Source organism: Afipia sp. 1NLS2 (assembly GCF_000178995.1).
Taxonomy (GTDB): domain Bacteria; phylum Pseudomonadota; class Alphaproteobacteria; order Rhizobiales; family Xanthobacteraceae; genus Afipia.
The window spans coordinates 133,067-158,065 of sequence record NZ_ADVZ01000001.1 but is presented as its reverse complement, the minus strand read 5'-3'; the positions used below and the strand labels follow the sequence as shown (position 1 = coordinate 158,065).

Sequence of the window (24,999 nt, the reverse complement as noted above, 5' to 3'; positions counted from 1 at the left end):
ATTGGCCGCACGTCGCGACGGCCTTCTGTCGACACCTATGGTGTCGCGCAACCGGGGAATGGAAGTATTAAACCTGCGGCTTTGATGGCCGATTTCGTGGCTTTTCCTCCGGGAAACTGCTTTATGGTTTCCAAACCGTAAGGCCATTATTCGAAACCATGCCCGTTCGATGACAACTGTTCTTGTCGTGAAAACCTCCTCGCTTGGCGATGTCGTGCACCAGATGCCGGCGATGACGGATGCACGGAGGAACCGTCCCGATGTGAGACTTGTGTGGGTCGTCGAGGAATCCTTTGCGCCGCTCGCGCGGCTGCATCGCGGTGTGGCCGACGTCATTGCCGTCGCGACACGGCGCTGGCGCTCGCAACTGTTCTCGTCCGGGACGTGGGAGGAGATCGGCGATTTCAGGATGCGGTTGCGCGATGCCTCGCCGGAAATGGTGATCGACACGCAAGGCCTGATCCGCTCGGGCCTGATCGCGCGCGCTTCGCCCGGCAAGCGTCACGGCTACGACTGGTCCAGCATCCGCGAGCCGCTGGCGTCATTGTTCTATGATGTGAAGCACAGCGTCTCCCGCGCGCAGCATGCGGTGGTGCGCAATCGCACTCTCACGGGTCTCAGTCTTGGTTACGCGCCGGAAGGCGCGCCCGATTACGGGCTCAAGCGTCCGCCTGCGGGGAAAGACGGGCGTTACGCGGTGCTGCTTCACGGCACGTCGAAAGCCACCAAGGAATGGCGCGAGAGTGAGTGGATCGGCCTCGGCAAATGGCTGCGCGGGCAGGGGCTCGATGTGGTGCTGCCATGGGGCTCGGAGCGGGAGCGATTGCGCTGCCAGCGTCTGTCGGGCGGCATCCCGGGCAGCCGTATTCTTGACCGGCAGCCGCTGGACGAGACAGCGAAGGTGATCGCCAATGCCGCGCTGGTCGTCGGCGTGGACACGGGATTGCTGCATCTCGCCGCCGCCTATGGCGTGCCGCTGCTCGCGGTGTTTCTGGCCACAGATCCCGGTTTGACCGGGCCGGTCGGCAGCGGGCCGATCGTCATTCTGGGCGGCAAGGGCGCACAGCCTGCGTTCGGTGAGGCAATCGCGGCGGTGGAAAGTAACCGGCTGTTGTCCGTGCAGGCTTAAGCGCGCTGCGCGAGAACATCGGCGACGAACGCATCGAGATCGCCGGCCTTGAACAGATAACCCGCGATGTTCGCCGCCTGCGCGGCCTCCATGTCGGACGTCTTGTCGCCGATCACAAAACTTCGCTCGGCATCGACCGGCCAGTGCACCATCAGATCGAGGATCATGCCGGGCTTCGGCTTGCGCCAGGGATGGTCGCCGCAGAATTCGGGAACGGTGCCATCGACGTGATAGGGGCAGTAACGGATGTCGTCGATGCGTGCGCCGTCGCGCGACAATTCTTCGATCATCCATTGGTGAAGCGCGCGGACATCCTCTTCAGTGAACAGGCCGCGTGCCACGCCGGACTGGTTGCTGACGATGAAGACGAGATAGCCCGCCTCGTTGAGGCGATGGATCGCCGCAGCCACGTTCGGCATCCAGCGTAAGCGGTCGGTTGAGCCGATATAGCCGTCGTCGTGATTGAGAACGCCGTCGCGGTCGAGGAACACCGCCGGGCGAAGCTCGGGCGTCGTCTCGCTCATGCCTTGCCGGGCGTGTTCATCACGGCGCGCTCGACGTCGTCGCAGATCGCGTGCGCGGCGACCATGTGGATCTGCTGGATCACAGGCGTGTCGTCGCTCGGTGCGACCAGCAGATGATCGCAGAGCGGCCGCATGCTTTCGCCCTTGGTGCCGGTGAAGCCGACGGTGGTGACGCCGATCCCGCGCGCGACATGCAGCGCTGCGAGAATGTTCGGCGAGCGGCCCGAGGTGGTGAGTGCGATCAGCACGTCACCCGGACGCGCCAGCCCCTGCACCTGACGGGCGAAGATCTGCTCGATGCCGTAATCGTTGCCGATGGCGGTGAGCGCCGAGGTGTCGGTGGTGAGCGCGACGGCGGCCCAGGCCGGGCGCTCCAGCTTGTAGCGGCCGACGATCTCGGCGGCGATGTGCTGGGCGTCGGCGGCGCTGCCGCCATTGCCGATCAAGAGAAGCTTGTTGCCATTGCGCAAGGCCTGCGCGATGGCGTCGGCGATGGCTTTGACGGTCGCTTGCAGCGCCTCGCTTTGCACGGCGCGCGTCAGCCCCGCGAGCGAGTTCTGGAAGTGATCTGCAATCGGATTGTCGCTCACATGCCACCTGGTCGGTAAAGGATGGGGCAGTCGTAGCCAGCCTGCGAGGTCAGCGCAAGCCGGAGCGCGGCTACCCGGACACCGGCCGGTTTTGGGTTTTCTCGGCGATCACCCGCAGCGCGGTGTTCACCACCTCGGCGGCCGTGATGTCGCGCATGCAGGCGTGGTCGTTCGCGGTGCAGACCGGCTTGTGGCAGGGCTGGCAGGGCAGGTTGGTCGCCCGCTTCATGGTGGCGGCGAGCCCGTTCAGCGGTGCCCAGTGATAGGGGCTGGTCGGGCCGAAAATGCCGATCGACGGTGTGCCGATCGCGCCCGCGACATGCAGCAGGCCGGAATCGTTGGAGATGACCTCCGTCGCTGCCGCCAGCGCCAGGATGCCGTTGCGCAAATCGGTCCCGGTCAGGTCGCGCACGCGCGGCCCTCCTGCGGCAGCAATCTCGGTGGCCTGTTCTTTCTCGCCGGGGCCGCCGACGATCCAGATGTCGAAGCCGCGTTCGGCAAGCTGCCGCGCGGCTTCCGCGTAATAAGTCCAGCGCTTGGAAGGGCCGACCGCGCCGGGCGCGAGCGCAATGGCAGGCCCATCACCAAGACCGTTCTTCGCACGCCATGCCGCGATCTCGGCTTGCGGCACTTCAAGCTGCGGCATCGGCCAATCGCGCGCCTCGTGCACGGCATTGGGCGGCAGGGTGAGCGCCGCCATCTTGTCCACCATGCGCGGCAGAGCGCGTTCGCCCCGGCGCATATCGTTGACGACGCCAAACCGCGCTTCGCCGATAAAGCCGATGCGCTCCGGGATACCGGCAAGCGTCGGCGCCAGCGCCGACTTCCAGGTTCGCGGCATCATCAGCGCGGTCTGGTAGTTTTGCTGGCGCAGGATCGCGGCCAGCGCCTTTTGCTTGTCCAAGGCGATGCGGCCGCGCGGTAGGTCATAGACGATCGCCTGCCGGACCCCCGGCATGTAGTCCGCGAGCGGCGCGCATAATGTCGTGCTCAGAAGATCGACCGGCCGGTTCTGCCAGCGCTCTTTCAGCAGCCGGACGGCGGTATGCCCGCGGACGAAATCGCCGATCCACATATACGGCACAATCAGAATCGGGCCGGTCTGGCTCGGGTCCGGTTGGACATTCCCTATGGATGAATTATGATTCATTTCTCAAATTAAGGAGACTGCCAAAGGATGGGCAATCGGGGTATCGCTTTCCCGAAAGGCCGTCTAGAAGCGTTTTGTCTGAATGAGGCTATCCGGGGGACGGATCGGCCGGTCGGATATGACGGAGCGGACCGTGACCTGTTCCCGGCGAGGGACGCGGCGAGGCGGTCCCGGCCAAGACTGGCAAAAAGTGGGATGTTTCGATGTTTCTGGTGACCGGGGGCGCAGGGTTTATCGGCTCCAACATTGTCGCGGCCCTGAACGATGCGGGTCATGCGGATGTCGTTGTGTCCGACCATCTCGGCGACGAGGGCAAATGGCGCAACCTCGCCAAGCGGCAGATCGCCGACATCGTACCACCGGATGAGCTGATGGCCTGGCTGCGCGGGCGCAGGCTGTCTGGCGTCATCCACATGGGCGCGATTTCCGCGACCACTGCGACCGACGGCGACCATGTGTTCGAGACCAATTATCGGCTGTCGATGCGGCTGCTCGACTGGTGCACTGCCAACCCCACACCCTTCATCTATGCGTCCTCGGCCGCGACCTATGGCGACGGCGAGCAGGGCTTCCGCGACGACAACAGCCTCGATGCGCTGAAGGCGCTGCGGCCGATGAATCTCTACGGCTGGAGCAAGTATCTGTTCGACGTCGCGGTGGCGACGCGGGTGGCGAAAGGCGAGAAGCTGCCGCCGCAATGGGCGGGCTTGAAGTTTTTCAACGTGTTCGGCCCGAACGAGTATCACAAGGGCGCGATGATGAGCGTGCTCACGAAGACCTTCGACGACATCAAGGCGGGCAAGACCATCCGGCTGTTCAAGTCGCATCGCGACGGCATCGCCGACGGCGACCAGCGGCGTGATTTTATTTACATCGACGACGTACTGCGCGTCGTCATGTGGCTGGTGCAAAGCCCGAATGTGAGCGGCATCTTCAATGTCGGCACCAGCCATGCGCGCAGCTTCCGCGATCTGATCGTGTCAGCCTATGCGGCGCTCGGCACCAAAGAGAACATTGAATATGTCGACATGCCCGAGCAGATCCGCAACAGCTACCAGTATTTCACCGAGGCCGACGGCGAGCACCTGCGCCGCGCCGGGTATAATGGCGGCTTCACGCCGCTCGAGGATTCGGTTGCTTCTTACGTGACAAATTTTCTCGATCGTCCGGATCGCTATCGTTGAGTGACTCATGATTGATTTCGATACGCTGTCGGAGCGGATGTCGCGCCAGACCGTTTTGTGCATCGGCGATCTGATGCTGGACGAGTTCGTCTATGGCGAAGTCTCGCGCGTGTCTCCCGAAGCGCCGGCGCCGGTGATCGCGGCCCAGCGCAGCGAATTCAATATCGGTGGCGCGGGTAACGTCGCGCGCAACATCGCAGCGCTCGGCGGTCGCTGCATTTTCGTCGGCCTGATCGGCGAGGATGCCGCGGGCGCGACCCTGAAAAGCGAACTGGCGAAGGATGCCGCCATTGAGGCGCATCTCGTCGTTGATCCGTCGCGGCCGACCACGCGCAAGGTGCGCTTCGTCTCCGAGCATTACGCCACGCATATGCTGCGTGCGGACTGGGAAGTGGCGCAGGCCGCGTCGCCCCAGACCGAGGCGAAGCTGATCGCCGCGATCAAGGAAGCGTTGCCGCGCGCGGACATCGTGCTGCTGTCCGATTACGCCAAGGGCGTGCTCACCCATCGCGTGATCCGCGAGACCATCGACACCGCGCGCAAGATGAGCAAGCGCACCATCGTCGATCCGAAGAACCTGAATTTCGCGGTTTATCACGGCGCCTCGATCCTGACGCCGAACCGCAAGGAATTCACCGAGGCAACCCGCAGCCGCGCCCGTACGCCGGAGGAAATCGGGACTGCCGCGCGCGACGCCATCGAGATCGCGGGCTGCGATGCGATGCTCGTGACGCAGAGCGAGAACGGCATGACGCTGGTGGCGAAGAATGGCGACGTGCTGCATGTGCCGGCCTATCCGGTGAAGGTGCGCGATGTGTCCGGCGCAGGCGACACGGTAGCTGCGGCGCTGGCACTGGCGCTCGCGAGCGGTGCGGCGGAAGAAGATGCTGTGCGCACGGCTTCGGCGGCAGCGGCTGTTGCTGTCGGCAAGCGCGGCACCGCGAGCGTGACCCAGGCCGAACTGCGCAAGAAAATCCTGCCGCATGCGGTCCTCACGATGGAAGAGAAGATCGTATCGAACTGGAAGGACATCGATGCGCGCCTTGATGACTGGCGCCGGGAGGGCTTGCGGATCGGCTTCACCAATGGCTGCTTCGACATCCTGCACCCGGGCCATGTCCGGGTGCTGACGCAGGCGCGCGCAACGTGTGATCGACTTGTGGTCGGCCTCAACAGCGATGACTCGGTGCGTCGGCTGAAAGGCGAGAGCCGTCCGGTGCAGGCCGAGCTGGCCCGCGCCGAGGTGCTGGCGGCGCTGGAGGCGGTCGATCTCGTCGTGATCTTCGAAGAAGACACACCGCTCGAATTGATCCGTCAGGTCAAGCCGAGCGTGCTGGTGAAGGGTGGCGACTACACCCGCGAGCAGGTCGTCGGGCACGAGTTCGTCACTGCGCATGGCGGCGAGGTCGTGCTGATCGACATTCTTCCTGGCCACAGCACGACATCGCTGGTGAACCGGGCGCGAAGCAATCAAGGATAAGGATGTCCGGCTCTAATCGAGCCGGGGTATGACCGCTGTTGCCTTGTCGTGCTTTTCCGGGCTCGACACCCAAATCAGCCCGCCCATTGCGCCGACGATGAAATAAACGATTCCGAACAGGATCGACACCACGGTGCCTTCGCTGGTCATCAGGCCCGCATAGCCGAACGCCACCGTCATCGATGCCTCGCGCACGCCCCATCCCGCGATCGAGATCGGCAGCATGGTGATGAGCATGATCGGCGGGATCAGCAAAAACACCTGCCAGAACGACACGGACGCATGAATGGCCATCGCACAGCACCAGGCGATGACGACGGCGAGCACATGGATCGCCAGCGACAGCGCGGCTACCGTCAGGCCTGATTTGACATTGAACAGGACTTTGTTGGCGATCTCACCGCAGGCGTGGACGTGCCGCAGCGGCCACCAGCCTTTCAGCCATGGCCAGGAGAGTGCTCCGACGAGGAGAAAACCGAGGCTGGCCGTGAGTGCCGCCGAGCCAATGACGACGAGCGCCACTTGCCCCTCCCGGTTTGTTATCAGCGGATAACTCCACGGCAGGCTGCAGACGATGATGACCGCAAGCGCGATCAGGCCGATGGCGCGGTCCACCAGCACCGAATAGGTCGCTTCGCGCCAGCCCGCGATGCGGCCGAGCAGCCAGAGCCGCATGGCGTCGCCGCCGATCGAGGAGGGCAGGGTCTGGTTGAAGAACGTGCCGATCATGTTGAACTTGATCGCGCGGGCGTCATCCAGCGGCGCGTCGCAGCGCTTGGTCACTTCGCGCCAGCGGACGGCGCTGAGGACGATCTGGAAGAGGGTGACCAGAATGGCGAGCACAAACCAGCCGAAGCCGAAATGGTCCAGGCGTGCCCGGAGGGCGTCGAAATGAATGCCGCGGAGCGACAGGTACAATAACCCGGCCGACATCAGGATGCGGATGAGAAGGAAAACGGTGGGGCGCATCGGAGCCGGTCTGTGCCGTGTGAGGAAAACGTATCGTAAATTTGCGCGCGGGACGGATATATTTTCGCTGCGTGGTATGGTTTTACACCGCAACTAGCAATAGGAAAGCCGTGAAGAGGCCATCTTTTCCGTCAACCGTTTGAGATCATGTCCAAGCAATCGATTCTCGTAACCGGTGCGGCCGGGTTCATCGGCTTTCATGTGTCGCAACGTCTGTTGCAGGGCGGTCATCGTGTCGTCGGGCTCGACAGCATCAACGATTATTACGACCCGAGCCTGAAAGAGGCCCGGCTTGCCATCCTGCGCAATGACTCGAACTTCTCCTTTGAGAAGATCGATCTGGCGGATCGTGCTGCCACCCGAAGCATATTTGAGCGCCACCGCTTCCCGGTCGTGATCCACCTCGCCGCGCAGGCGGGGGTGCGCTACTCCATCGATCATCCGACCGTCTATATCGATGCCAACCTTCAAGGGTTCGCCAACGTGCTGGAAGGCTGCCGGCACAATGGCTGCGAGCACCTTCTGTTCGCATCCTCGTCCTCGGTCTATGGCGCGAACACCAAGCTGCCGTTTTCCGTGCACGACAATGTCGATCACCCGATCAGCCTCTATGCCGCGAGCAAGAAGGCTAACGAGTTGATGGCGCATTCCTACAGCCATCTTTACGGGCTGCCGACGACGGGCCTGCGTTTCTTCACGGTGTATGGCCCATGGGGTCGCCCGGACATGGCGATGTTCCTGTTCGCGAAGGCGATCACGGAAGGAAAGCCGATCCGCCTGTTCAACAACGGCGACATGATGCGGGACTTCACCTACATCGACGACGTGACGGAGGCGGTGGTGCGCCTTGCACAGCGCCCGGCGACGCCCAATGCATCCTGGGATGCGCAGCATCCCGATCCCGCGTCGAGCCGCGCGCCATGGCGAATCTACAACATCGGCAACAACCAGCCCGAAAAGCTGATGGATCTTGTCCAGGCGCTTGAGAAAGAGTTCGGCCGCACTGCGCGTAAGGAGTTGCTGCCGATGCAGGCGGGTGACGTCTATGCCACCTATGCCGATATTGACGACTTGCAGCGGGAGGTGGATTTCCATCCCTCCACGCCGCTGGCTGACGGCGTCGCGCGCTTTGTGGCATGGTATCGCGAGTATCACCGGGTCTGATCGCATAAAATTTCAGGAAAGCGGTTTTCGATGACGAAGCGTATCGTTCCGTTGATCATGTGCGGCGGCGCCGGAACGCGGCTCTGGCCCGCGTCGCGCGAGAACCGGCCGAAGCAATTCCTGTCGTTGTTCGGTGGCCGCTCGACGTTCCAGGACACGCTGACACGGGTCGGTGACGGCACGCTGTTCGACCGTCCGATCGTCATCACCAACGCAGCCTATCGCTTCATGGTGCGCGAGCAGCTCGCCGAGATTGAGCGCGACGCCGACATTCTGCTTGAGCCCTGCCGCAGGGATTCCGGCCCCGCGATTGCTGCGGGCGCAGCGTTTGCGGCAACCCGCGATCCTCAGGCGGTGGTGCTGGCGCTCGCCGCCGATCATGTGGTGGGCGACGAGGCGGCCTTTGTCGCGGCTTGCCGTCAGGCGGTCGAGGTTGCAGCCTCCGGGAAAATCGTGACCTTCGGCATCAAGCCTGAGCGTGCGGCGACGGAATATGGCTACATCCAGGTCGGCGACAAAATTGCGGGTGATGTGTCGTCGGTTGTGAAGTTCGTCGAGAAGCCGGACGAGGCGACAGCGGCGGCTTACGTGCGCGATGGCTTTCTCTGGAACAGCGGCAACTTCATGTTCAGCGCGCGAGCTTTGCTCGACGAGTATGATCAGACCGACGCCGCCAGCGTCGCAGCGGCGCGCGAGGCGGTGGCGAAAGCAGGCAGCGACCTCGGCTTTGTGACGTTGCAGGAAGACGCCTTCGCGCGGGCAACGCCCATGTCGATCGACTATGCGGTGATGGAGAAGACCTCGCGTGCGGCGGTCATTCCCGTCTCGTGCGGCTGGTCGGATGTCGGCTCATGGCATGCGGTGTGGGAATTGTCGCCGAAGGATGCGGACGGCAACGCGGCACAGGGCGCGGCGGTGTTTGAAGGCGCGACCAACTGCAACGTCTCCTCCGACAAGACGCTGGTGGCGCTGGAAGGCGTCGAGGATGTCGTGGTGGTGGCGACGCAGGATGCAGTGCTGGTGTCGCGCCAGAAGGACCCGGGCGCGCTCAAGCGTCTTGTCGCGAAGCTGAAGAAGGTACGCCCGCAGGTGACGGAGGATCACCTCAAGGTGCATCGTCCGTGGGGATCGTATCAGTCGCTCGATACCGGTGAGCGGCATCAGGTGAAGCGGATCATCGTCAAGGCGGGCGGGCGCCTGTCGTTGCAGAAGCATCACCACCGCTCCGAGCACTGGATTGTGGTGCGGGGTGCGGCAAAGGTGACGATCGATGATTTTGAGAAGGTCGTCCACGAGAATGAATCGGTCTACATTCCGATCGGGGCGACCCACCGGCTGGAGAATCCCGGAAAAATCCCGTTGGAACTGATCGAGGTCCAGACCGGCAGCTATCTTGGCGAGGATGACATCATCCGCATCGAGGATGACTACCGCCGTTAACGAATTTTGGAGGCTTTCCGGCCCCAAACGCGCCGCAAGGCTGACATTTTCTGCATCAAAACGTGTTCTGACACTCAACACAGAGGGTCGGCGGAGCGATTTTGCCGTGCTAGGAAAACGGCGCGGGGTTCCGCGATTCAGGGGTAAAAAGATCAATGACTTCCAAGAATTCGACGCGCGGCAACGGGGATTTGCGCGTGGGTGTTATCGGCGCGGGCGTGATGGGCAGCAACCATGCGCGTGTCTTGGCGCAATTGCCCGGCGTGAAACTCGCGGGCGTTGTCGATCCGCTGGCGGAAAGCCGTTCGCGCATCACCGGCTTCGTCGATTGCCCGACTTTCGCGACGGTCGATGAACTGCTCGCGGCCGGTGTCGATGCGGTGACCATCGCAGCACCAACCCACCTGCATCGCGACGTGTCGCTCGCCTGCATCGCTTACGGCGCTCACGTTCTCGTCGAGAAGCCGATCGCGACCACCGGCGCGGAGGGGCGCGAGATCATCGACGCCGCCCGCAAGAAGGGCGTGACGCTGATGGTCGGCCATGTTGAGCGATTCAATCCTGCTGTCGCCACGATCAAGGAAGCGATCCAGGGTGAGGAGATTCTGTCCGTCGCCATTACGCGCGTTGGCCCGTTCCCGCCGCGCATGTCCAATGTCGGCGTGGTGATCGATCTTGCCGTGCACGACATCGATCTTATCCGCTGGTTCACGGGGTCCGACATCGTTGAGGTGCAGCCGCAACTCACCAGCGCGGTGGCGGAGCGCGAGGATATCGCACTATTGCAATTCCGCACCGAGTCCGGCGTGCTCGCGCACATCAATACCAACTGGCTGACGCCGTTCAAGGCGCGCACCGCGACCATCGCGACCCGCAACAAATATATCCAGGGTGACCTGCTGACGCGGCAGGTGACGGAGTGCTTTGGCTTCCAGCGTGATGGCAGTTATTCGATGCGGCATCTGCCGGTCGGCCATGACGAGCCGCTGCGCGCCGAGCTGATGGCGTTCATCAACGCGATCAAGACGGGGAGCACGCCCGCGATTACCGGTGAGGCAGGTGTCGCCAGCCTTGAGATCGCGATCAAGTGCCTCGAGACTCGCCCCAAGCCCGTCGCGGCCCCCCAGCTGCATGTGGCGTCCAAGTAATACGCTTCCGTTTTTCTTTTCCCGATTGGTGACATTCAATGAATCCACGACCCGATCCTGTCGCGTTTATCGACCTTGGCGCGCAGCGCCGCCGGCTTGGCTCCGCGATCGATGAGGCTGTTGGCCGCGTGCTGACTCATTGCCAGTTCGTCAGCGGCCCCGAGGTTGCGAAACTCGAAGCCGATCTCGCGGCGTTTTGCGAGGCGAAGCACGTCGTCGCTTGCGCGAGCGGCACCGATGCGCTGTTGATGGTGCTGATGGCCAAGGAGATCGGTCCGGGCGATGCGGTGCTGGTGCCGTCGTTCACGTTCTGCGCCACCGGCGAGGTCGTGGCGCTGACCGGCGCGACGCCGGTGTTCGTCGATGTCGACGAGACGACCTTCAATATCGATGTCGCTTCGCTGAAGCGTGGCATCGCCACCGCCCGCAAGGCGGGATTGAAGCCGAAGGCGATCATCCCGGTCGATCTGTTTGGGCAGAGCGCCGATCACGATGCGGTGGCCAAGGTGGCTGCTGAAGAGGGATTGTTCGTCCTTGACGACGCCGCGCAGGGTTTTGGCGCGACCTACAAGGGCAAGCGGCTCGGCACTTTCGGCCTGGCGACCGCGACGAGCTTCTTCCCGGCCAAGCCGCTCGGCTGTTTCGGCGACGGCGGCGCGATCTTTACCGATGATGCCTCGCTTGCCGAGGCGCTGCGCAGCGTGCGCGTGCACGGGCAGGGCAGCGAGAAATACGACAACATCCGCCTCGGCCTCACCGGCCGTCTCGACACCATGCAGGCGGCGATCCTGATCGAGAAGCTGAAAATCTTCCCCGACGAGATCGAAGCGCGCAACCGTGTCGCCAGCTATTATGCCAAGGGCCTCGATGGCGTGGTGAACGTGCCGAAGGTGCCGGAAGGCAATGTCTCGGTCTGGGCGCAGTACACCATCCGCGTCAAGGACGGCACCCGCGAGGCGTTTGCCGAGGCCTTGAAAGCCAGGGGGGTCCCGACCGCGGTCTATTATCCGAAGTCGATGCACCAGCAGACGGCCTACCGGCATTTCCCGGTCGCGGAGGGTGGCTTGCCGGTCTGTGAAAAGCTGTCGCGGGAGTGCATCAGCCTGCCGATGCATCCCTATCTGGACACGGCGACGCAGGACCGCATCATTTCGGCTGTGCGCGACGCAGTCGCCGGCTGACATAGCCATTTTGCGGCGGCGGCCAATGCGCTAGAAGCGGGCGGATGCTCGGCCGGATCTTCACCGTTGGCGGTTATACGCTGCTGTCGCGCCTGACTGGGTTCGCGCGCGACATCATGCTGGCCGCGATTCTCGGCGCTGGGCCGCTGGCGGATGCTTTCTTCGTCGCGTTGCGGCTGCCGAATCACTTCCGAGCGATTTTCGCGGAGGGCGCGTTCAACGCCGCCTTCATTCCCGCCTATACTCATGTGCAGGACAAGGGCGGTGGCGTGGCGGCGCGGCTGTTCGCCGACCGCATCTTCACACTGTTGTTCGCGAGCCAGCTCGTGCTGCTGGTGGTGGCATGGTTGTTCATGCCGCAGGCGATCTCGCTGCTCGCGCCGGGTTTCTCGGACGATCCTGGCCGGCGCGAACTTGCGATTGAACTCACCCGGATCACCTTTCCGTACCTGCTGCTGATCACGCTCGTCACGCTCTATGGCGGCATCCTCAACGTCATGCAGCGGTTTGCCAGCGCGGCTGCGGCGTCGATCCTGCTCAACCTGTCGATGATGATGACGCTGGCGCTCGCGGCGTTCTTCCCGAGCGCCGGTCATGCGGCTGCGTGGGGCGTGCTGATTTCCGGCTTCCTGCAATATTTCCTGCTGGCGGGCGACGCGGCGCGCACCGGCGTGCTGCCGCGTTTCGCGAAGATCAAATTCGATGAGGACGTGACCGGGTTCTTCCGCGCGCTCGGGCCCGCGACAGTTGGTTCGATGGGCACGCAGATCGCGCTGTTCGCCGACACAATCATTGCGACCTTCCTCGCCTCCGGTGCGCTGTCGGCGCTGTATTATGCGGACCGGCTCAATCAATTGCCGATCGGCGTGATCGGCATCGCCATCGGCACGGTGCTGCTACCGGACATGTCGCGGCGGATCAGCGCGAACGATCATGCGGGAGCGATGGCAGCGCAACGGCGCGCCTTCGATTTCACGCTGCTGTTTTCGGTGCCGTTCGTCGCGGCATTCCTGACGGTGCCTGATGTCATCATGCGTGCGATGTTCGCGCGCGGGGCCTTCACCAAGGCTGATGCTGCCGCTGCCGGGGCGACGCTCGCGGCCTATGCGGTCGGCCTCATTCCGTTCGTCCTGATCCGCAGCGCGGTTGCGACCTTCTACGCGCGCAAGGACACCGCGACGCCGGTGAAGTCGGCGCTGACGGGCATTGCCGTCAACCTCGCGCTGAAACTCGCGCTGGTCGGATCGCTGGCGCAAATCGGCCTCGCGCTGGCGACGGCGGTTGGGCAGTGGGTCAACCTGCTGCTGGTGACGGGTTTTGCGATCAGGCGGGGCTTTCTTGAGATGGACCGCGCCTTCGTGCAATCGCTGATGAAATTCGCTGCGGCCGGACTTGGGCTCGCCGCTGCCTTGTGGGGGGCGTCGCGCGCCTCGGCGCACTGGATCGCAACGTTGCCCACCGCGCGAGATGAGATCGCGCTCTTGATGCTGGTTGTGGTTGGGGCCGTTGTCTACGCCGCGCTCATCGGTGGACTGTTCGGCTTGCGCTGGCTGAAGGCGCTGGTGCGGCCGTAACGCGAGTTACAGCCGCACCGGATATGGCTGTTACTTCGTCACCTGCGCACGGATTTCGCCGCCCGGATGTGCCTTGGTATGAACATTGACGTACATCTTGCCGTCCATCAGGGCGGTGGCCTGTGCATCCGTCAGCGTGGCGCTGCCTTGTGCGCCGCTCGCGACATCCTTGAACGGCACCATGATGCCCGCGTTCTTGCCGGGCTCGGCCGGGCCATGGAAGTGGGCCATGGTGGCGGGGCCGGTCAGCCCTGAATAGGTCACCTTCCAGGTCAGCATTTTGGAGGTGGTGTCATAAGTGACATCGGCGGTGCCCTTGGCCGCGCTGTCGTTCGGCGGCACTTCGCTCGCGCCGGTGAGGTTGAGCTTCATGGTCATCTTTTCGGCGCTGGCCGGCGAGGCTATCGCAATTGCTGCGAGCATCACGGCCGCGGTACCAATGGTTTTGCCGTACATGGGATTCTCCCGGAACAAAGGGTGAGGAACGCTTCTACAACCCCGGCCACGGCCATTTAGTTCATTGCTGGCGAAGTCTTGATTGGGGCGCTAGTGTCGCTCCGACGGTTAGAGGGTTGTTTTGACGATGGCTTTTCCGGTTGCGCTGACGATTGCGGGCTCCGATACGATCGGCGGCGCGGGTATCCAGGCTGATTTGAAGACGTTTGCCGCGCTGGGCGTGTACGGCACGACCGCCATCACGGCACTGACGGCGCAGAATACCAAGGGCGTTTCCGCCATCAACGAAGCACCGGCTGATTTCGTCAAAAGACAGATCGATGCGGTGATGAGCGATCTGCCGGTTGCCGCGGTCAAGATTGGCATGACGGCTTCGCAGCCGATCATCGAAGTGATCGCGGAGCGGCTGGCGCACTGGCAGGCGAAAAACGTGGTGCTCGACCCGGTGATGATCGCAACGTCGGGCGACCGCCTGCTGGCGGATGGCGCGATCGAGGCAATGCGCACCACGCTGATGCCGCGCGCCACGCTGGTGACCCCGAACCTGCCGGAGGCCGCCGCGCTGCTTGATGAGCAGGTGGCGCGGACCGAAGACGATATCGCGGATCAAGGCCGCCGTATCCTGAAGTTCGGCGTGCCTGCGGTTCTCATCAAGGGTGGCCATGGCGAGGGACCTTCGAGCATCGACTATCTCATCACCGCGGACCGGGTGGCCCGCTTCGCTGCTGTCCGGGTGAACACGAAGAATGTGCACGGGACGGGCTGCACGCTGTCATCCGCGATTGCGGCAGGCCTCGCCAAAGGCGAAGGACTTGAGGCGGCGGTGAGGCAGGCGAAGGATTACGTCAGCGCCGCCATCGCCAATGCGGACCGGTTGCAACTCAGCAACGATCACGGCCCGATCCACCATTTCCACGCCTTCTATTAAGCGCGATACGGCGCTTGTCGTCGAACTGTCGCATGGCGCTGTTACCCCCGATCCATCGCAACGCTCCGATTCCCGGAGCCTGTCTGGATCGTCACGATGAACACGGACCTCGATCGATCAACCGTTGAAACGGCGTATGCCCGCTGGGCGCCGATCTATGACGCGGTATGCGGGCCTGTGATGGTCAAGGGACGGCGCGCCGCTGCCGCCGCTGCCTGCGCCATCGGTGGCAAAATTCTGGAGGTCGGCGTCGGCACCGGCTTGTCGTTCGACGATTACAACGCCGCGACAGAAATCACCGGCATCGACATGAGCGCGCCGATGCTCGCCAAGGCGCGGGCGAAAATGGCGAGCGGCCGGTATCCGCACGTCAGGGACGTGCTGCAGATGGATGCGCACAACATGTCGTTTCCCGATGCGACATTCGATTGCGTCGTGGCGCAATTCGTCATCACGCTGGTCGCCAATCCCGAGCAGGTCCTGTCCGAATGCCATCGGGTGGTGAAGCCGGGCGGCCGCATCATCCTCGTCAACCATCTGTATTCGGAAAAAGGTGTTGCGGCTGCGGTGGAGCGCTGGGCGGCGAAGCGTACCCGCGCGCTGGGCTTGCGTCCCGAATTTCCGTTCGCGCGGCTTGCCGCGTGGGCGCAGAACGACAATGCGACCCTCGTCGAGCGTCGGAAAGTGGCGGCCTTCTACACGCTGGTCTCTTTTGAACGGACGGGGCCGGTTGCGGCGTGAGGCCGGGCCTGTTTCGTCATTTGTCTGTCACACAAATCTGCTAGCTGCACGCCCATGGAAAAAGCCTTCATCTCCGATGGCGCTCCGGAACGGACCTTCCGCACTCTGTTCATTTCGGATGTCCATCTGGGAGCCAGGGGATCGCAGGCCGAGCGGCTTCTCGATTTCCTCCGCGTGCACGATGCCGAGACGATCTATCTGGTCGGCGACATCATCGATGGCTGGGCACTGAAATCGAACTGGCACTGGCCGCAATCGCATAACGACTTCGTGCAGAAAATGCTTCGCCGCGTCCGCAAGGGCGCGAAGGTGTTCTATATCCCCGGCAACCACGACGAATTCCTGCGCTCCTATTACGGCACGCATTTCGGCGGCATCGAGGTGGTGGAGCAGGCGATCCATCAGGGATTCGACGGCAAGCGTTATCTTGTCATTCATGGTGACCTGTTCGATCTCGTGGTGCAGAACGCGCGCTGGCTCGCGCATCTCGGCGACAAGGCCTACGATCTTGCGATTCAGGCCAACCGCCTTGTGAATGTATTCCGCCGCATGTTCGGTTCGCCTTACTGGTCGCTCTCGCAATGGGCGAAGCAGAAGGTGAAGAACGCGGTGAATTACATCGGCGCGTTCGAGCAGACGCTGGCGGCGGAAGCGCGCCGCAACAATGCGGACGGCGTGATCTGCGGCCACATTCATTACGCCACGATCCGCGATCATGACGGCATCCGCTACATGAATTGCGGCGACTGGGTGGAAAGCTGCACCGCACTGGTCGAGCATCACGACGGCCGGTTTGAAATCCTCACATGGACCGCGCCGCTGCGGCAGGCCGCGCCTTCGCCCGCCATCGCGGCACAGGCGGCCTGATGCGGATTCTGATCGCGACCGACGCCTGGCACCCGCAGGTCAATGGCGTCGTCCGCACGCTGACGATGATGGCGGATGCGGCGCGCGATCTCGGCGTCGATGTGTCGTTTCTCACGCCGCAATCCTTCGCCACTGTCGCGCTGCCAAGTTATCCGGATTTGCGTGTCGCCATTCCCGGCCCGGCGCGGATCGCGAAACTGATCGCGGATGCGCGCCCCGACAATATCCATGTCGCGACTGAAGGGCCGATTGGCTTGCTGGTGCGCCGCTATTGCCTGAAGCGGGGGCTGCCGTTCACCACGAGCTTTCACACCCGTTTTCCGGAATATGTGTCGGCGCGCTCGCCGATCCCGGAATCATGGGTATGGCGAGGTCTGCGGCGATTTCATGCGGCAAGTCAGGCAGTGATGGCGGCGACGCCCGCGCTGGCGGAAGAATTGCGCGAGCGCGGCTTTTCTCGCGTGGTGCTGTGGCCGCGCGGGGTGGACACGGAATTGTTTTGTCCGCGGCAATTCGATCTCGGGCTGCCGCGTCCGATCTTCCTGTCGGTCGGGCGTGTTGCAGTCGAGAAAAATCTGGAAGCGTTTCTCGACCTCGATCTTCCCGGCACCAGGATCATCGTGGGCGATGGCCCCGCTCGCCATGAACTTGCGCGCAAATATCCGGATGCGATTTTCCTCGGCGCTCTGCAGGGCGAGCAGCTCGCGCAAATCTATGCGACCGCAGATGTGTTCGTCTTTCCCAGCCGCACCGATACGTTCGGGCTGGTGCTGCTGGAAGCATTGGCGAGCGGCGTGCCGGTGGCGGCGTTCCCCGTCAGCGGCCCGAAGGATGTCATCGGCGATGCGCCGGTCGGAGTTCTCAGTGAAGACCTCGGCGCGGCCTGCCGTGCCGCTCTGGCGATTTCTCCCGAGCGATGCCGGGCCTTCGCGCTGAACCACACCTGGGAGAACTGCGCGCGCGCTTTCATCGACAATATCGTCCATCCGCGCCGGGACAGCCTGCATTCCACGCGCACGGCAGCGTGAAGGCTGCGCGCCTTGATCGGCCATGGCCCGGCGCGATAAGACGGGATCATGACTCATCTTCCCTTGCCCGTTTATGCCGACATCGAGGCTGCGGCCGCAGCACTTGCGCCGGTTGCTGTCAGAACCCGCCTGTTAAGCTCGCCCGCGCTCGACGCGCAGACCGGCGCGCGTGTATTCCTCAAGCCGGAAGTGCTGCAACGAACCGGCTCGTTCAAGTTTCGCGGGGCCTATAACCGCCTGTCGCTGATTCCCTTGGCGGAGCGGGGCAAGGGCGTGGTGGCGTTTTCGTCCGGCAATCACGCGCAGGGCGTCGCCGCCGCCGCGCAGTTGCTGGGCCTGCCCGCGACCATCGTGATGCCGGCGGACGCGCCCGCGTTCAAGCGCGAACGCACAAAGGGCTATGGCGCGCGGGTGGTTCTGTATGATCGTGAGCGCGAGAGCCGCGAGGAGATCGCGCAAAACATTGCTACGGAGAGCGGCGCGACGCTGGTGCCGCCATTCGACGATCCGCGCATCATCGCGGGGCAGGGCACCGTGGGCCTCGAGATAGTGGAGGACCTGCGGGCGCTCGGTGTTGCCCCTGACATCGTGTCCGCGCCGGCGTCCGGCGGCGGGCTGATGGCGGGCATTGCGCTGGCGGTCCACCACCACTTTCCGCAGGCGAAATTCCTCACCGCCGAGCCGGATGGTTATGACGACCATGCGCGCTCGTTTGCGAGCGGGCAGCGCCAGCGGCATCACGCGCAGAACCGCACCTTCTGCGACGCCCTGATGGCACCCGAGCCGGGCGAACTCACATTCGCAATCAATCATGGGCTTGGCGCCGGTGGCGTCACGGCGACGGATGCCGAGGTGGCGCAGGCGATGGCGTTTGCGTTTCGCGAGTTGAAGCTGGTGGCCGAGCCGGGCGGCAGCGTGGCGCTGGCGGCGCTGCTGGCGGGCCGGATGGACGCGCGCGGCAAGACCGTGGTGATCGTCCTGTCCGGCGGCAATGTCGACGCCGGGCTTTATGCCGACGCCATTCGTGAGGGCCAAGAATCTTGACGCGTTTTCTTCACGCGAACCGGTTCCCACTTCGCTTGAAAACGCTTTAGCTGAAAAACGCGATCCGCTCGGCGTGGCTCATGCGACGGATTGGCGCAAGCAGATCCGCCCGGCCGTTGGACGGCCGCGCCACGACACCCTGCGCGATCAGACTGGCTCCAAGAGATGCCTCATGCACCGGATCGAAAGGCGGCAGCGGAGCGATTTCGGCTTCGATGTCGGCCCAGAGATCTTCGGAGCCGCCGCCTTCCGCCTCGGCCGCCATGGTGGTTTCGGGCGCCGGTTCGGTGGCTGGAGCAACCTGTGGAAGGGTTGCGGCGGTGGCCACGACCGATGCCTCGACGGCCACGGGGTCGGCCATTGGCTGAGGGGCCGGTTGCGAGGCCGAAGCCGTCATGATCGAGCGCGGCGCTGCGGCCACGGGAGCGGGCTCGCTTTCCGCCGGGGCCGGTTCGGGTTGCGGCAGCTCTGCAACTGCTACGGCAGGCGCAGCTTCGACGGCGGCCTCAAGAAGGGCCTCGACTTCCGAAGCGACGACTTCAAGAGAGGCGGCTTCAGGCGCGGGGATTTCAGGCGCAGGGGCCTCGGGCGCGATGGTTTCCATCGCGGCCTCGATCTTCGCGGTCACGGCTTCCGCAACAGCCGTTTCCACAAGGGGAGGCTCCACAACGGCAGTTTCCGTAACGACCGACTCTGCAACGGCAGCTTCCGGCTGCGTTTCGAGGTTTGGGACCGGGGCAGGAGTCGCGTTCGTGGTGATTTCAGCGGCGGCGGGTTCGTCGCCTGCGCTCTCGGTTGTCGCCGGAGCGGCTTCACGGTCTTGCAAAACTGCGGTGTCGAGGGCCGCCAGCATCCGGTCGCGAATGGCCTCGAGAGGGAAGTCGTCGCAGGCCGCTTCGATGGCACGGACCTGACCGTCGAGGATATTGCAGATGCGGGGGTCGGCCCCGGATTCTCGCAAGCCCCAGATGATCTCGCGAATGATCCGGGCGCTTTTGCGCCACGGCAACAACGTATGGTCGAATCCGGTTTCGGTGAACTGCTCGCGGATCGCCGCCCGTGCCTTCTCGAGTGCTGCTTCCAGGAGGGCTTCAGAAGGGGCCGAGGCTCCAGCTTCGTGATGCGCCGCGCCAATGCTCTGCTCGATCCGCACGACCGCCTCCAGCACCATGGCGGTATCCGCGTTGCGGTTGCGCTTGGCGTATTCGGTCAGGAACCAGCGCCCCCGCGCGGTTTCCATGAAAGCTTCGCGGATAGCGTGATAATCGGCCTCGGTGGGGACCGCAGCGCTCGCCGAAATCGGCGACAATGCAAAGGCTTCTTCAGCCATGGACGTTACTCACACTCGCCCGCGCAAGTGATTCCACCCGCGGGGAAACGGTTCCAAATCGGACGGACCCATCGAATCTGATTTGAGTGTGGCGGGCAATTGGCCAGACTGAGTTATCGACCGACTTATTTTTGGGCTACCCCCAGAGTGCTGCGTCCGGCGGATCGACGGTCGAGCCCTCATAGCGCAGGGCGGGCTCGCGGTCCTTCGCCAGCAGCAGCGGGCCGTCGAGGTCGACGATAAAGGCCTGCTGCGCCACGATCAGAGCCGGGGCCATTGCAAGCGAGGTCGCCACCATGCAGCCGACCATAACACGCAGCCCAAGGCGCTCAGCCTCGCGGCTCATCGCCAGGGCCTCGGTGAGGCCGCCGGTCTTGTCGAGCTTGATATTGACCGCATCGTAGCGCCCAACCAACTCCTTGAGGGAAGCGGTGGCGTGCGCGCTCTCGTCCGCGCAGACCGGGATCGGGCGGATGATCCGTTCGAGTGCGGCATCCCGTCCCGCGGGAAGCGGCTGCTCGACCAGAGCGACGCCTGCTTCGGCGCAGGCATCGAGGTTGCGTTGCAGGTTGGTGTCGGACCACGCCTCGTTGGCATCAACGATCAAGGTCGCATCAGGTGCTGCGCGCCGTACGGCGGCGATGCGGCCCTTGTCACCTTCGCCGCCAAGCTTGATCTTGAGCAGCGGGCGGTGCGCGGCTGCCGATGTGGCCAGCGCCATCTCCTCCGGCGTGCCGAGCGAGATGGTGTAGGCGGTGGTGAGAGAGTGTGGCGCGAGAAGGCCCGCAAGCTCCCAGACGCGCCGCTTCGCTTCCTTCGCTTCCAGATCCCACAGCGCGCAGTCGAGCGCGTTGCGTGCGGCTCCCGGCGGCATCCGCTCCCGCAGCATCTCGCGCGTGAGACTCGTCCAGTGGCCGACCGAATGTATCGCATCGACGGCCGCTTCCGGCGTCTCGTTGTAGCGTGGATAGGGCACGCACTCGCCACGGCCGGTTATTCCATTGCGGCAGATTTCGGCGACGACGACGACCGCTTCGGTCTTGCTGCCGCGGCTGATGGAGAAGCGGCCTGCGATCGGCCAGCGCTCGATGTGGACTTGTAGCTGGAAAGGAACAGAGGTCATTGAAATGTGACGCTTGGTTGATGACGGGCTTGCCGTTGTGCCACAATTATGGCTCTTAGGAGGTTCTCCGTACAAGCCGGACCGGGAACCGATTGCTCGCGTTCTGTAGGCGTAAAAATGCGGGAGCCTTTCGTGAACGGGAATCCAACCCTCGAGCAGACGCCGCTTGGCGCCGGTGTGGCATTACGCGCGGGCGGGGAATGGACCGTGCACCATGCGCCGGCGCTTGAGAAGCTTGTGGAGCGCACCGAGCGCTCCCGTGATGGCAGTCGTGCGAGCCTTGTCATCGACGTCTCGCAGATCTCGCGGCTGGACACGTTCGGCGCCTGGCTGATCGAAAGGCTGCGCCGCGCTTTGACGCGCGGCGACACCGCGCCGATGATTGCGGGCCTGTCGGCGGATTACGCGAGTCTTGTTGAAGAAGTGAAGCGCGTGAAGGCTGTGCCGGAGCCGGCAAAGGTGCCGTTTGGTCCGGTCCGTGCCGTCGAGGCGGTTGGCCGCACCGTCGTCGGGGTCGCCGATACGCTGCTCGGCCTTCTCAACATGACAGGCTCCATCCTGAGTGCGTTCTGGCGCGTGATTCTGCATCCGAGCCACTTCCGCCTGACCTCGACTGTTCATCAACTGGAACAGGTGTGCTGGCGCGCAGTGCCGATCGTGGTGCTCATCACCTTCCTGATCGGTTGCATTATCGCCCAGCAGGGCATTTTCCAGTTCCGCAAGTTCGGCGCGGACGTGTTTGTGGTCGACATGCTCGGCGTGCTGGTGCTGCGCGAGATCGGCGTGCTGCTGGTCGCCATCATGGTCGCGGGCCGTTCGGGCAGCGCCTACACCGCCGAACTCGGCTCGATGCGGATGCGCGAGGAAGTCGATGCGCTGCGCACCATGGGCTTCGATCCGACCGAGGTGCTGATCCTGCCGCGCATCCTTGCGCTGGTGATCGCGATGCCGATCCTGGCTTTCCTCGGCGCGATGGCTGCGCTTTACGGCGGTGGTCTCACCGCTTGGCTCTATGGTGGCGTGCAGCCCGACGCCTTCCTGTCGCGGCTGCGTGAGGCGATCTCGATCAACCATTTCACCGTCGGCCTTGTGAAGGCGCCGTTCATGGCGCTCATCATCGGCATCATCGCCTGCGTCGAGGGCGCGGCGGTGCAGGGCAGCGCGGAATCGCTGGGCAAGCACACCACGGCATCCGTGGTGAAGTCGATCTTCTTCGTCATTGTCGTTGATGGTCTGTTCGCCATCTTCTTCGCCTCGATCGGAGTCTGAGCGATGGCGAATGCGGCGAATGACGCGATCATCCGGGTGCGCGACCTTACGGTCGGATTCGGCGACAGGCTGATCCTCGACAAGCTCAGTCTTGACGTGAAGCGCGGCGAGATCCTCGGCTTCGTCGGCCCGTCTGGCGCGGGCAAGTCGGTGCTGACCCGCACTATCCTCGGCCTGATGCCGAAGCGCTCTGGCACGATCGAAGTGTTCGGCATCAATATGAACGAGGCCGACGACAAGACCCGCAGCGCGGTCGAGCGCCGCTGGGGCGTGCTGTTCCAGCAGGGCGCGTTGTTCTCCTCGCTGACGGTGCGGCAGAACATCCAGTTTCCGGTCCGTGAGTTCATGAAAGTGTCGGAGCGATTGCTCGATGAAATCGTCGTCGCCAAGCTCACCATGGTGGGATTGCGACCCGAGACGGCCGATCTCTATCCGTCCGAATTGTCCGGCGGCATGATCAAGCGCGTGGCCTTGGCGCGCGCGCTCGCGCTCGATCCGGAGATCGTGTTCCTCGACGAGCCGACCTCGGGCCTCGATCCGATCAGCGCCGGTGATTTCGACGAACTCGTCATGACCTTGCAGCGCGCTTTGGGGCTGACCGTTTTCATGGTAACGCATGACCTCGACAGCCTGAAAACCGCATGCAACCGGATCGCCGTACTTGGCGACAAGAAAGTGCTGCTCGTCGGCACCATGGACGACATGCTGGCGTCCCAGCATCCGTGGTTGCGGGAATATTTTCATGGCAAACGTGCGCGTACTGTTATTGCGTAGACCGGAGTTTGAGTGATGGAAACGCGGGCGAACTATCTTCTGATCGGTGCCTTCACGCTGGCCGTGATCGCGGCGGCGTTCGGCTTCGTGTTCTGGTTTCAGAACCTCGGCTCGGTCGCGCAGCGTTCGCCGATCCGTATCGTCTTCGAGGGCGCGGCCTCGGGCCTGCGCACCGGCGGCAACGTCAACTTCAACGGGATCAAGATCGGCGAAGTGACCTCGATCAAGCTCGACGATCCGAAGCGTGTGGTGGTGATCGCCTCCGTCGACAAGAGCGCGCCGATCCGCGCCGACACTCTTGTCGGACTGGAGTTCGCGGGCCTCACCGGCGTGTCGGCGGTGTCGCTGAAGGGCGGCTCATTGGAGGCGGGCGGCATTCCGGTGGCCGATGACGGCGTGCCGACGCTGACGGCGGATCCGAACGCGATCATGGACATCGGTGAGGCGGTGCGGGCGACGCTGCAAAACGTCAACAAGCTCGTGACCGACAATCAGGCGGCGCTGCATGACAGCATGGAGAATTTGAAGACGTTCTCCAAGGCGTTGGCCGACAATTCCAGCCGCATCGACAGCATCATGGTCGGCGTGGATTCGCTGATGGGCGGCAAGGACGGCGAGGGCGGTGAGTTGCAGAAGGCCGCGCGCTCGTTCCGCGAACTGGCGGACAACCTCGACAAGCGGACAGCGGCGCTGACATCGGACGGACGGGCGCTGATTTCCGACAGCCGCCGTACGCTCGGCGACATCAGCCGCGCGGTGAACAATTTCGATCGCAACCCGACCCGTGTGCTGTTCGGCGCCAGTGCCACCGACAACCGCACGGCACCTCCGCAACCGCAGCCGGCCCCCGCACCGGCACGGCCGCACCGCCCGCCGGCGCGATGAACGTCACGGCAAGCGCAGGACTGGATGACCTGCGGGTCATCGGAGACATTGGCGGCACCCATGCACGCTTCGCGCTGGCGCAGCATGGCGCGTACAGCCATGAGCGGCGCAGCGATGTCGGCAAATACAATTCGCTGTTCGAGGCGATGCAGGATTACCTCGCTGCGCTGCCGCCGGATAAGAAGCCTTCGGTGGCTGTGATCGATGTCGCTGGACCGGTGCGCGGCGACAAGATCAAGATGACGAATCTTGCATGGTCGTTCTCCGCCGAGGACATGAGGCAGCGCCTTGGCCTGAAAGCGTTTCGTGTGCTCAACGATTTCGCCGCGGCGGCCTTATCCATCCCCTATCTGCCGAAGGCCGATTGCTTTGCCATCGGGCCGGATCATGCCGGTGCGAAAGGGCCGATCGGCGTGATCGGTCCCGGCACCGGCCTTGGTGTCGGTGCGCTGGTGCCGAACGGCGACCGCTGGACGCTCATTCCGGGAGAGGGCGGTCATGTCAGCCTCCCGCCGTCCAATGAGATGGAAGACCGGATTCTCGTCATTCTCCGCAAGCGGTTCGGTCATGTGTCCGCCGAGCGCGTATTGTCGGGTGTCGGTCTCGTCAATCTTTATCAAGCCCTGTGCGAGATCGAGGGCGCGATGGCTGCGCCGCTGACGCCTGCCGATGTCACCGACCACGCCATGCGCGGCACCGATCCGACCTGTGTGAAGGCGTTCGGACATTTCTGCGAGATACTGGGCACGGTCGCGGGCGATCTTGCGCTGACGTTGGGAGCAACGGGCGGCATCTACATCGCGGGCGGCATTCTGCTGCGCTTCAAGGAAGCTTTTGCAGCCTCCGGTTTCCGTGCGCAGTTCGAGAGCAAGGGCCGCTTCCGCGAATGGTTGCAAACCGTTCCCACGCCCTTGATCCTCGAAGAATCCCCGGCGCTGCTCGGGCTCGCCAATGTGCCGATCGAGGTGGATGCCTGAAACCAAATAAAAAAGCGGAAGCCTGAGCTTCCGCTTTTTTTATT

General features: G+C 63.7%; 24 protein-coding genes. 17 read left to right on the top strand and 7 right to left on the bottom strand.

Annotated elements, in window-relative coordinates; translation table 11 throughout:
- Positions 1 to 169 precede the first annotated feature (169 nt).
- Positions 170 to 1,129 carry a lipopolysaccharide heptosyltransferase I gene (gene waaC, locus AFIDRAFT_RS00805; protein WP_009337037.1) on the top strand — a complete coding sequence of 320 codons (960 nt, stop codon included), beginning with the start codon at positions 170 to 172 and terminating at the stop codon, positions 1,127 to 1,129.
- Here the strand turns inward: waaC and AFIDRAFT_RS00800 are convergent.
- From AFIDRAFT_RS00800 to waaF, 3 genes are all read right to left on the bottom strand, one after another.
- Positions 1,126 to 1,653, bottom strand: a complete 528-nt coding sequence (locus AFIDRAFT_RS00800; protein ID WP_009337036.1) for a D-glycero-alpha-D-manno-heptose-1,7-bisphosphate 7-phosphatase — start codon at positions 1,651 to 1,653, stop codon at positions 1,126 to 1,128. The genes waaC and AFIDRAFT_RS00800 overlap by 4 nt on opposite strands.
- On the bottom strand, positions 1,650 to 2,243 hold the full coding sequence (locus AFIDRAFT_RS00795; RefSeq protein ID WP_009337035.1) for a D-sedoheptulose 7-phosphate isomerase: 594 nt from the start codon (positions 2,241 to 2,243) through the stop codon (positions 1,650 to 1,652). Before AFIDRAFT_RS00795 ends, AFIDRAFT_RS00800 begins: the two co-directional genes overlap by 4 nt.
- 70 nt (positions 2,244 to 2,313) lie before the next feature.
- Entirely contained in the window at positions 2,314 to 3,393 is a 1,080-nt protein-coding gene (gene waaF / locus AFIDRAFT_RS00790) for a lipopolysaccharide heptosyltransferase II (RefSeq protein ID WP_009337034.1), read from the bottom strand.
- Positions 3,394 to 3,596: 203 nt separating this feature from the next.
- On the opposite strand from waaF, the gene rfaD reads away from it, so the two are divergent.
- Both rfaD and rfaE1 read left to right on the top strand, forming a co-directional pair.
- Entirely contained in the window at positions 3,597 to 4,577 is a 981-nt protein-coding gene (gene rfaD / locus AFIDRAFT_RS00785; RefSeq protein WP_009337033.1) for an ADP-glyceromanno-heptose 6-epimerase, read from the top strand.
- Positions 4,578 to 4,584: 7 nt separating this feature from the next.
- On the top strand, positions 4,585 to 6,057 hold the full coding sequence (gene rfaE1, locus AFIDRAFT_RS00780) for a D-glycero-beta-D-manno-heptose-7-phosphate kinase (protein ID WP_009337032.1): 1,473 nt from the start codon (positions 4,585 to 4,587) through the stop codon (positions 6,055 to 6,057).
- 12 nt (positions 6,058 to 6,069) lie between these two features.
- On the opposite strand, the gene AFIDRAFT_RS00775 is transcribed toward rfaE1, so the two are convergent.
- Positions 6,070 to 7,026 (bottom strand): lysylphosphatidylglycerol synthase transmembrane domain-containing protein, encoded by a 957-nt coding sequence (locus AFIDRAFT_RS00775; protein WP_009337031.1) that lies wholly within the window; start codon positions 7,024 to 7,026, stop codon positions 6,070 to 6,072.
- Positions 7,027 to 7,173: 147 nt separating this feature from the next.
- Between AFIDRAFT_RS00775 and AFIDRAFT_RS00770 the strand changes: the two genes are divergently transcribed.
- The 5 genes from AFIDRAFT_RS00770 to murJ all read left to right on the top strand — a co-directional run bounded on the left by AFIDRAFT_RS00770 (position 7,174) and on the right by murJ (position 13,533).
- Complete coding sequence (locus AFIDRAFT_RS00770) at positions 7,174 to 8,190, top strand: NAD-dependent epimerase (protein WP_009337030.1); 1,017 nt, start codon at positions 7,174 to 7,176, stop codon at positions 8,188 to 8,190.
- A 30-nt stretch (positions 8,191 to 8,220) separates the two neighbouring features.
- Positions 8,221 to 9,630 (top strand): mannose-1-phosphate guanylyltransferase/mannose-6-phosphate isomerase, encoded by a 1,410-nt coding sequence (locus AFIDRAFT_RS00765; protein ID WP_009337029.1) that lies wholly within the window; start codon positions 8,221 to 8,223, stop codon positions 9,628 to 9,630.
- 155 nt (positions 9,631 to 9,785) lie between these two features.
- Positions 9,786 to 10,778: a Gfo/Idh/MocA family protein gene (locus tag AFIDRAFT_RS00760; protein WP_009337028.1), complete on the top strand. Its 993-nt coding sequence runs from the start codon at positions 9,786 to 9,788 to the stop codon at positions 10,776 to 10,778.
- A gap of 38 nt (positions 10,779 to 10,816) precedes the next feature.
- Positions 10,817 to 11,959: a DegT/DnrJ/EryC1/StrS family aminotransferase gene (locus AFIDRAFT_RS00755; protein ID WP_009337027.1), complete on the top strand. Its 1,143-nt coding sequence runs from the start codon at positions 10,817 to 10,819 to the stop codon at positions 11,957 to 11,959.
- A 44-nt stretch (positions 11,960 to 12,003) separates the two neighbouring features.
- Positions 12,004 to 13,533 carry a murein biosynthesis integral membrane protein MurJ gene (murJ, locus tag AFIDRAFT_RS00750; protein WP_009337026.1) on the top strand — a complete coding sequence of 510 codons (1,530 nt, stop codon included), beginning with the start codon at positions 12,004 to 12,006 and terminating at the stop codon, positions 13,531 to 13,533.
- A 30-nt stretch (positions 13,534 to 13,563) separates the two neighbouring features.
- Here murJ and AFIDRAFT_RS00745 read toward each other — a convergent pair whose 3' ends face one another.
- Positions 13,564 to 13,989: a CHRD domain-containing protein gene (locus tag AFIDRAFT_RS00745; RefSeq protein ID WP_009337025.1), complete on the bottom strand. Its 426-nt coding sequence runs from the start codon at positions 13,987 to 13,989 to the stop codon at positions 13,564 to 13,566.
- 127 nt (positions 13,990 to 14,116) lie between these two features.
- On the opposite strand from AFIDRAFT_RS00745, the gene thiD reads away from it, so the two are divergent.
- The 5 genes from thiD to AFIDRAFT_RS00720 all read left to right on the top strand — a co-directional run bounded on the left by thiD (position 14,117) and on the right by AFIDRAFT_RS00720 (position 18,597).
- On the top strand, positions 14,117 to 14,917 hold the full coding sequence (gene thiD, locus AFIDRAFT_RS00740) for a bifunctional hydroxymethylpyrimidine kinase/phosphomethylpyrimidine kinase (RefSeq protein ID WP_009337024.1): 801 nt from the start codon (positions 14,117 to 14,119) through the stop codon (positions 14,915 to 14,917).
- Positions 14,918 to 15,013: 96 nt separating this feature from the next.
- Positions 15,014 to 15,658: a class I SAM-dependent methyltransferase gene (locus AFIDRAFT_RS00735; RefSeq protein ID WP_009337023.1), complete on the top strand. Its 645-nt coding sequence runs from the start codon at positions 15,014 to 15,016 to the stop codon at positions 15,656 to 15,658.
- Positions 15,659 to 15,712: 54 nt separating this feature from the next.
- A complete protein-coding gene (locus AFIDRAFT_RS00730; RefSeq protein WP_009337022.1) occupies positions 15,713 to 16,525 on the top strand; it encodes a UDP-2,3-diacylglucosamine diphosphatase in 813 nt (270 codons plus the stop codon).
- The gene (locus AFIDRAFT_RS00725; protein ID WP_009337021.1) at positions 16,525 to 17,553 is read left to right on the top strand and encodes a glycosyltransferase family 4 protein; all 1,029 of its coding nucleotides are present in this window, start codon (positions 16,525 to 16,527) and stop codon (positions 17,551 to 17,553) included. The genes AFIDRAFT_RS00730 and AFIDRAFT_RS00725 overlap by 1 nt, the downstream gene beginning before the upstream one ends.
- Positions 17,554 to 17,601: 48 nt before the next feature.
- A complete protein-coding gene (locus tag AFIDRAFT_RS00720) occupies positions 17,602 to 18,597 on the top strand; it encodes a threonine ammonia-lyase (protein WP_009337020.1) in 996 nt (331 codons plus the stop codon).
- 46 nt (positions 18,598 to 18,643) lie between these two features.
- On the opposite strand, the gene AFIDRAFT_RS00715 is transcribed toward AFIDRAFT_RS00720, so the two are convergent.
- Positions 18,644 to 19,927, bottom strand: coding sequence for a hypothetical protein (locus AFIDRAFT_RS00715; protein WP_009337019.1), 1,284 nt, complete (start codon positions 19,925 to 19,927; stop codon positions 18,644 to 18,646).
- Positions 19,928 to 20,063: 136 nt separating this feature from the next.
- Positions 20,064 to 21,050, bottom strand: a complete 987-nt coding sequence (gene dgcA, locus AFIDRAFT_RS00710) for an N-acetyl-D-Glu racemase DgcA (protein ID WP_009337018.1) — start codon at positions 21,048 to 21,050, stop codon at positions 20,064 to 20,066.
- 132 nt (positions 21,051 to 21,182) lie between these two features.
- Between dgcA and AFIDRAFT_RS00705 the strand changes: the two genes are divergently transcribed.
- From AFIDRAFT_RS00705 to glk, 4 genes are read left to right on the top strand one after another with little or no spacing between them, the layout of a single operon-like run.
- Positions 21,183 to 22,319: an ABC transporter permease gene (locus AFIDRAFT_RS00705; RefSeq protein WP_198007790.1), complete on the top strand. Its 1,137-nt coding sequence runs from the start codon at positions 21,183 to 21,185 to the stop codon at positions 22,317 to 22,319.
- Between the two features lie 3 nt (positions 22,320 to 22,322).
- The gene (locus AFIDRAFT_RS00700) at positions 22,323 to 23,093 is read left to right on the top strand and encodes an ABC transporter ATP-binding protein (RefSeq protein WP_009337016.1); all 771 of its coding nucleotides are present in this window, start codon (positions 22,323 to 22,325) and stop codon (positions 23,091 to 23,093) included.
- Between the two features lie 15 nt (positions 23,094 to 23,108).
- On the top strand, positions 23,109 to 23,978 hold the full coding sequence (locus AFIDRAFT_RS00695) for an MlaD family protein (protein ID WP_009337015.1): 870 nt from the start codon (positions 23,109 to 23,111) through the stop codon (positions 23,976 to 23,978).
- Positions 23,975 to 24,955, top strand: coding sequence for a glucokinase (gene glk / locus AFIDRAFT_RS00690; protein ID WP_009337014.1), 981 nt, complete (start codon positions 23,975 to 23,977; stop codon positions 24,953 to 24,955). The genes AFIDRAFT_RS00695 and glk overlap by 4 nt, the downstream gene beginning before the upstream one ends.
- Positions 24,956 to 24,999: the final 44 nt, after the last annotated feature.

What these genes read in the sequence shown, in the direction of transcription:
- AFIDRAFT_RS00755 (WP_009337027.1), top strand. Translation starts at nt 10,817, where the DNA reads ATGAATCCACGACCCGATCCTGTCGCGTTTATCGACCTTGGCGCGCAG.
- rfaD (WP_009337033.1), top strand. Translation starts at nt 3,597, where the DNA reads ATGTTTCTGGTGACCGGGGGCGCAGGGTTTATCGGCTCCAACATTGTC.
- AFIDRAFT_RS00730 (WP_009337022.1), top strand. Translation starts at nt 15,713, where the DNA reads ATGGAAAAAGCCTTCATCTCCGATGGCGCTCCGGAACGGACCTTCCGC.
- dgcA (WP_009337018.1), bottom strand. Translation starts at nt 21,050, where the DNA reads ATGACCTCTGTTCCTTTCCAGCTACAAGTCCACATCGAGCGCTGGCCG.
- AFIDRAFT_RS00800 (WP_009337036.1), bottom strand. Translation starts at nt 1,653, where the DNA reads ATGAGCGAGACGACGCCCGAGCTTCGCCCGGCGGTGTTCCTCGACCGC.
- AFIDRAFT_RS00715 (WP_009337019.1), bottom strand. Translation starts at nt 19,927, where the DNA reads ATGGCTGAAGAAGCCTTTGCATTGTCGCCGATTTCGGCGAGCGCTGCG.
- thiD (WP_009337024.1), top strand. Translation starts at nt 14,117, where the DNA reads ATGGCTTTTCCGGTTGCGCTGACGATTGCGGGCTCCGATACGATCGGC.
- rfaE1 (WP_009337032.1), top strand. Translation starts at nt 4,585, where the DNA reads ATGATTGATTTCGATACGCTGTCGGAGCGGATGTCGCGCCAGACCGTT.
- AFIDRAFT_RS00775 (WP_009337031.1), bottom strand. Translation starts at nt 7,026, where the DNA reads ATGCGCCCCACCGTTTTCCTTCTCATCCGCATCCTGATGTCGGCCGGG.
- waaC (WP_009337037.1), top strand. Translation starts at nt 170, where the DNA reads ATGACAACTGTTCTTGTCGTGAAAACCTCCTCGCTTGGCGATGTCGTG.
- AFIDRAFT_RS00760 (WP_009337028.1), top strand. Translation starts at nt 9,786, where the DNA reads ATGACTTCCAAGAATTCGACGCGCGGCAACGGGGATTTGCGCGTGGGT.
- AFIDRAFT_RS00695 (WP_009337015.1), top strand. Translation starts at nt 23,109, where the DNA reads ATGGAAACGCGGGCGAACTATCTTCTGATCGGTGCCTTCACGCTGGCC.
- AFIDRAFT_RS00745 (WP_009337025.1), bottom strand. Translation starts at nt 13,989, where the DNA reads ATGTACGGCAAAACCATTGGTACCGCGGCCGTGATGCTCGCAGCAATT.
- AFIDRAFT_RS00770 (WP_009337030.1), top strand. Translation starts at nt 7,174, where the DNA reads ATGTCCAAGCAATCGATTCTCGTAACCGGTGCGGCCGGGTTCATCGGC.
- murJ (WP_009337026.1), top strand. Translation starts at nt 12,004, where the DNA reads ATGCTCGGCCGGATCTTCACCGTTGGCGGTTATACGCTGCTGTCGCGC.
- AFIDRAFT_RS00700 (WP_009337016.1), top strand. Translation starts at nt 22,323, where the DNA reads ATGGCGAATGCGGCGAATGACGCGATCATCCGGGTGCGCGACCTTACG.
- AFIDRAFT_RS00720 (WP_009337020.1), top strand. Translation starts at nt 17,602, where the DNA reads ATGACTCATCTTCCCTTGCCCGTTTATGCCGACATCGAGGCTGCGGCC.
- AFIDRAFT_RS00725 (WP_009337021.1), top strand. Translation starts at nt 16,525, where the DNA reads ATGCGGATTCTGATCGCGACCGACGCCTGGCACCCGCAGGTCAATGGC.
- AFIDRAFT_RS00765 (WP_009337029.1), top strand. Translation starts at nt 8,221, where the DNA reads ATGACGAAGCGTATCGTTCCGTTGATCATGTGCGGCGGCGCCGGAACG.
- glk (WP_009337014.1), top strand. Translation starts at nt 23,975, where the DNA reads ATGAACGTCACGGCAAGCGCAGGACTGGATGACCTGCGGGTCATCGGA.
- AFIDRAFT_RS00735 (WP_009337023.1), top strand. Translation starts at nt 15,014, where the DNA reads ATGAACACGGACCTCGATCGATCAACCGTTGAAACGGCGTATGCCCGC.
- waaF (WP_009337034.1), bottom strand. Translation starts at nt 3,393, where the DNA reads ATGAATCATAATTCATCCATAGGGAATGTCCAACCGGACCCGAGCCAG.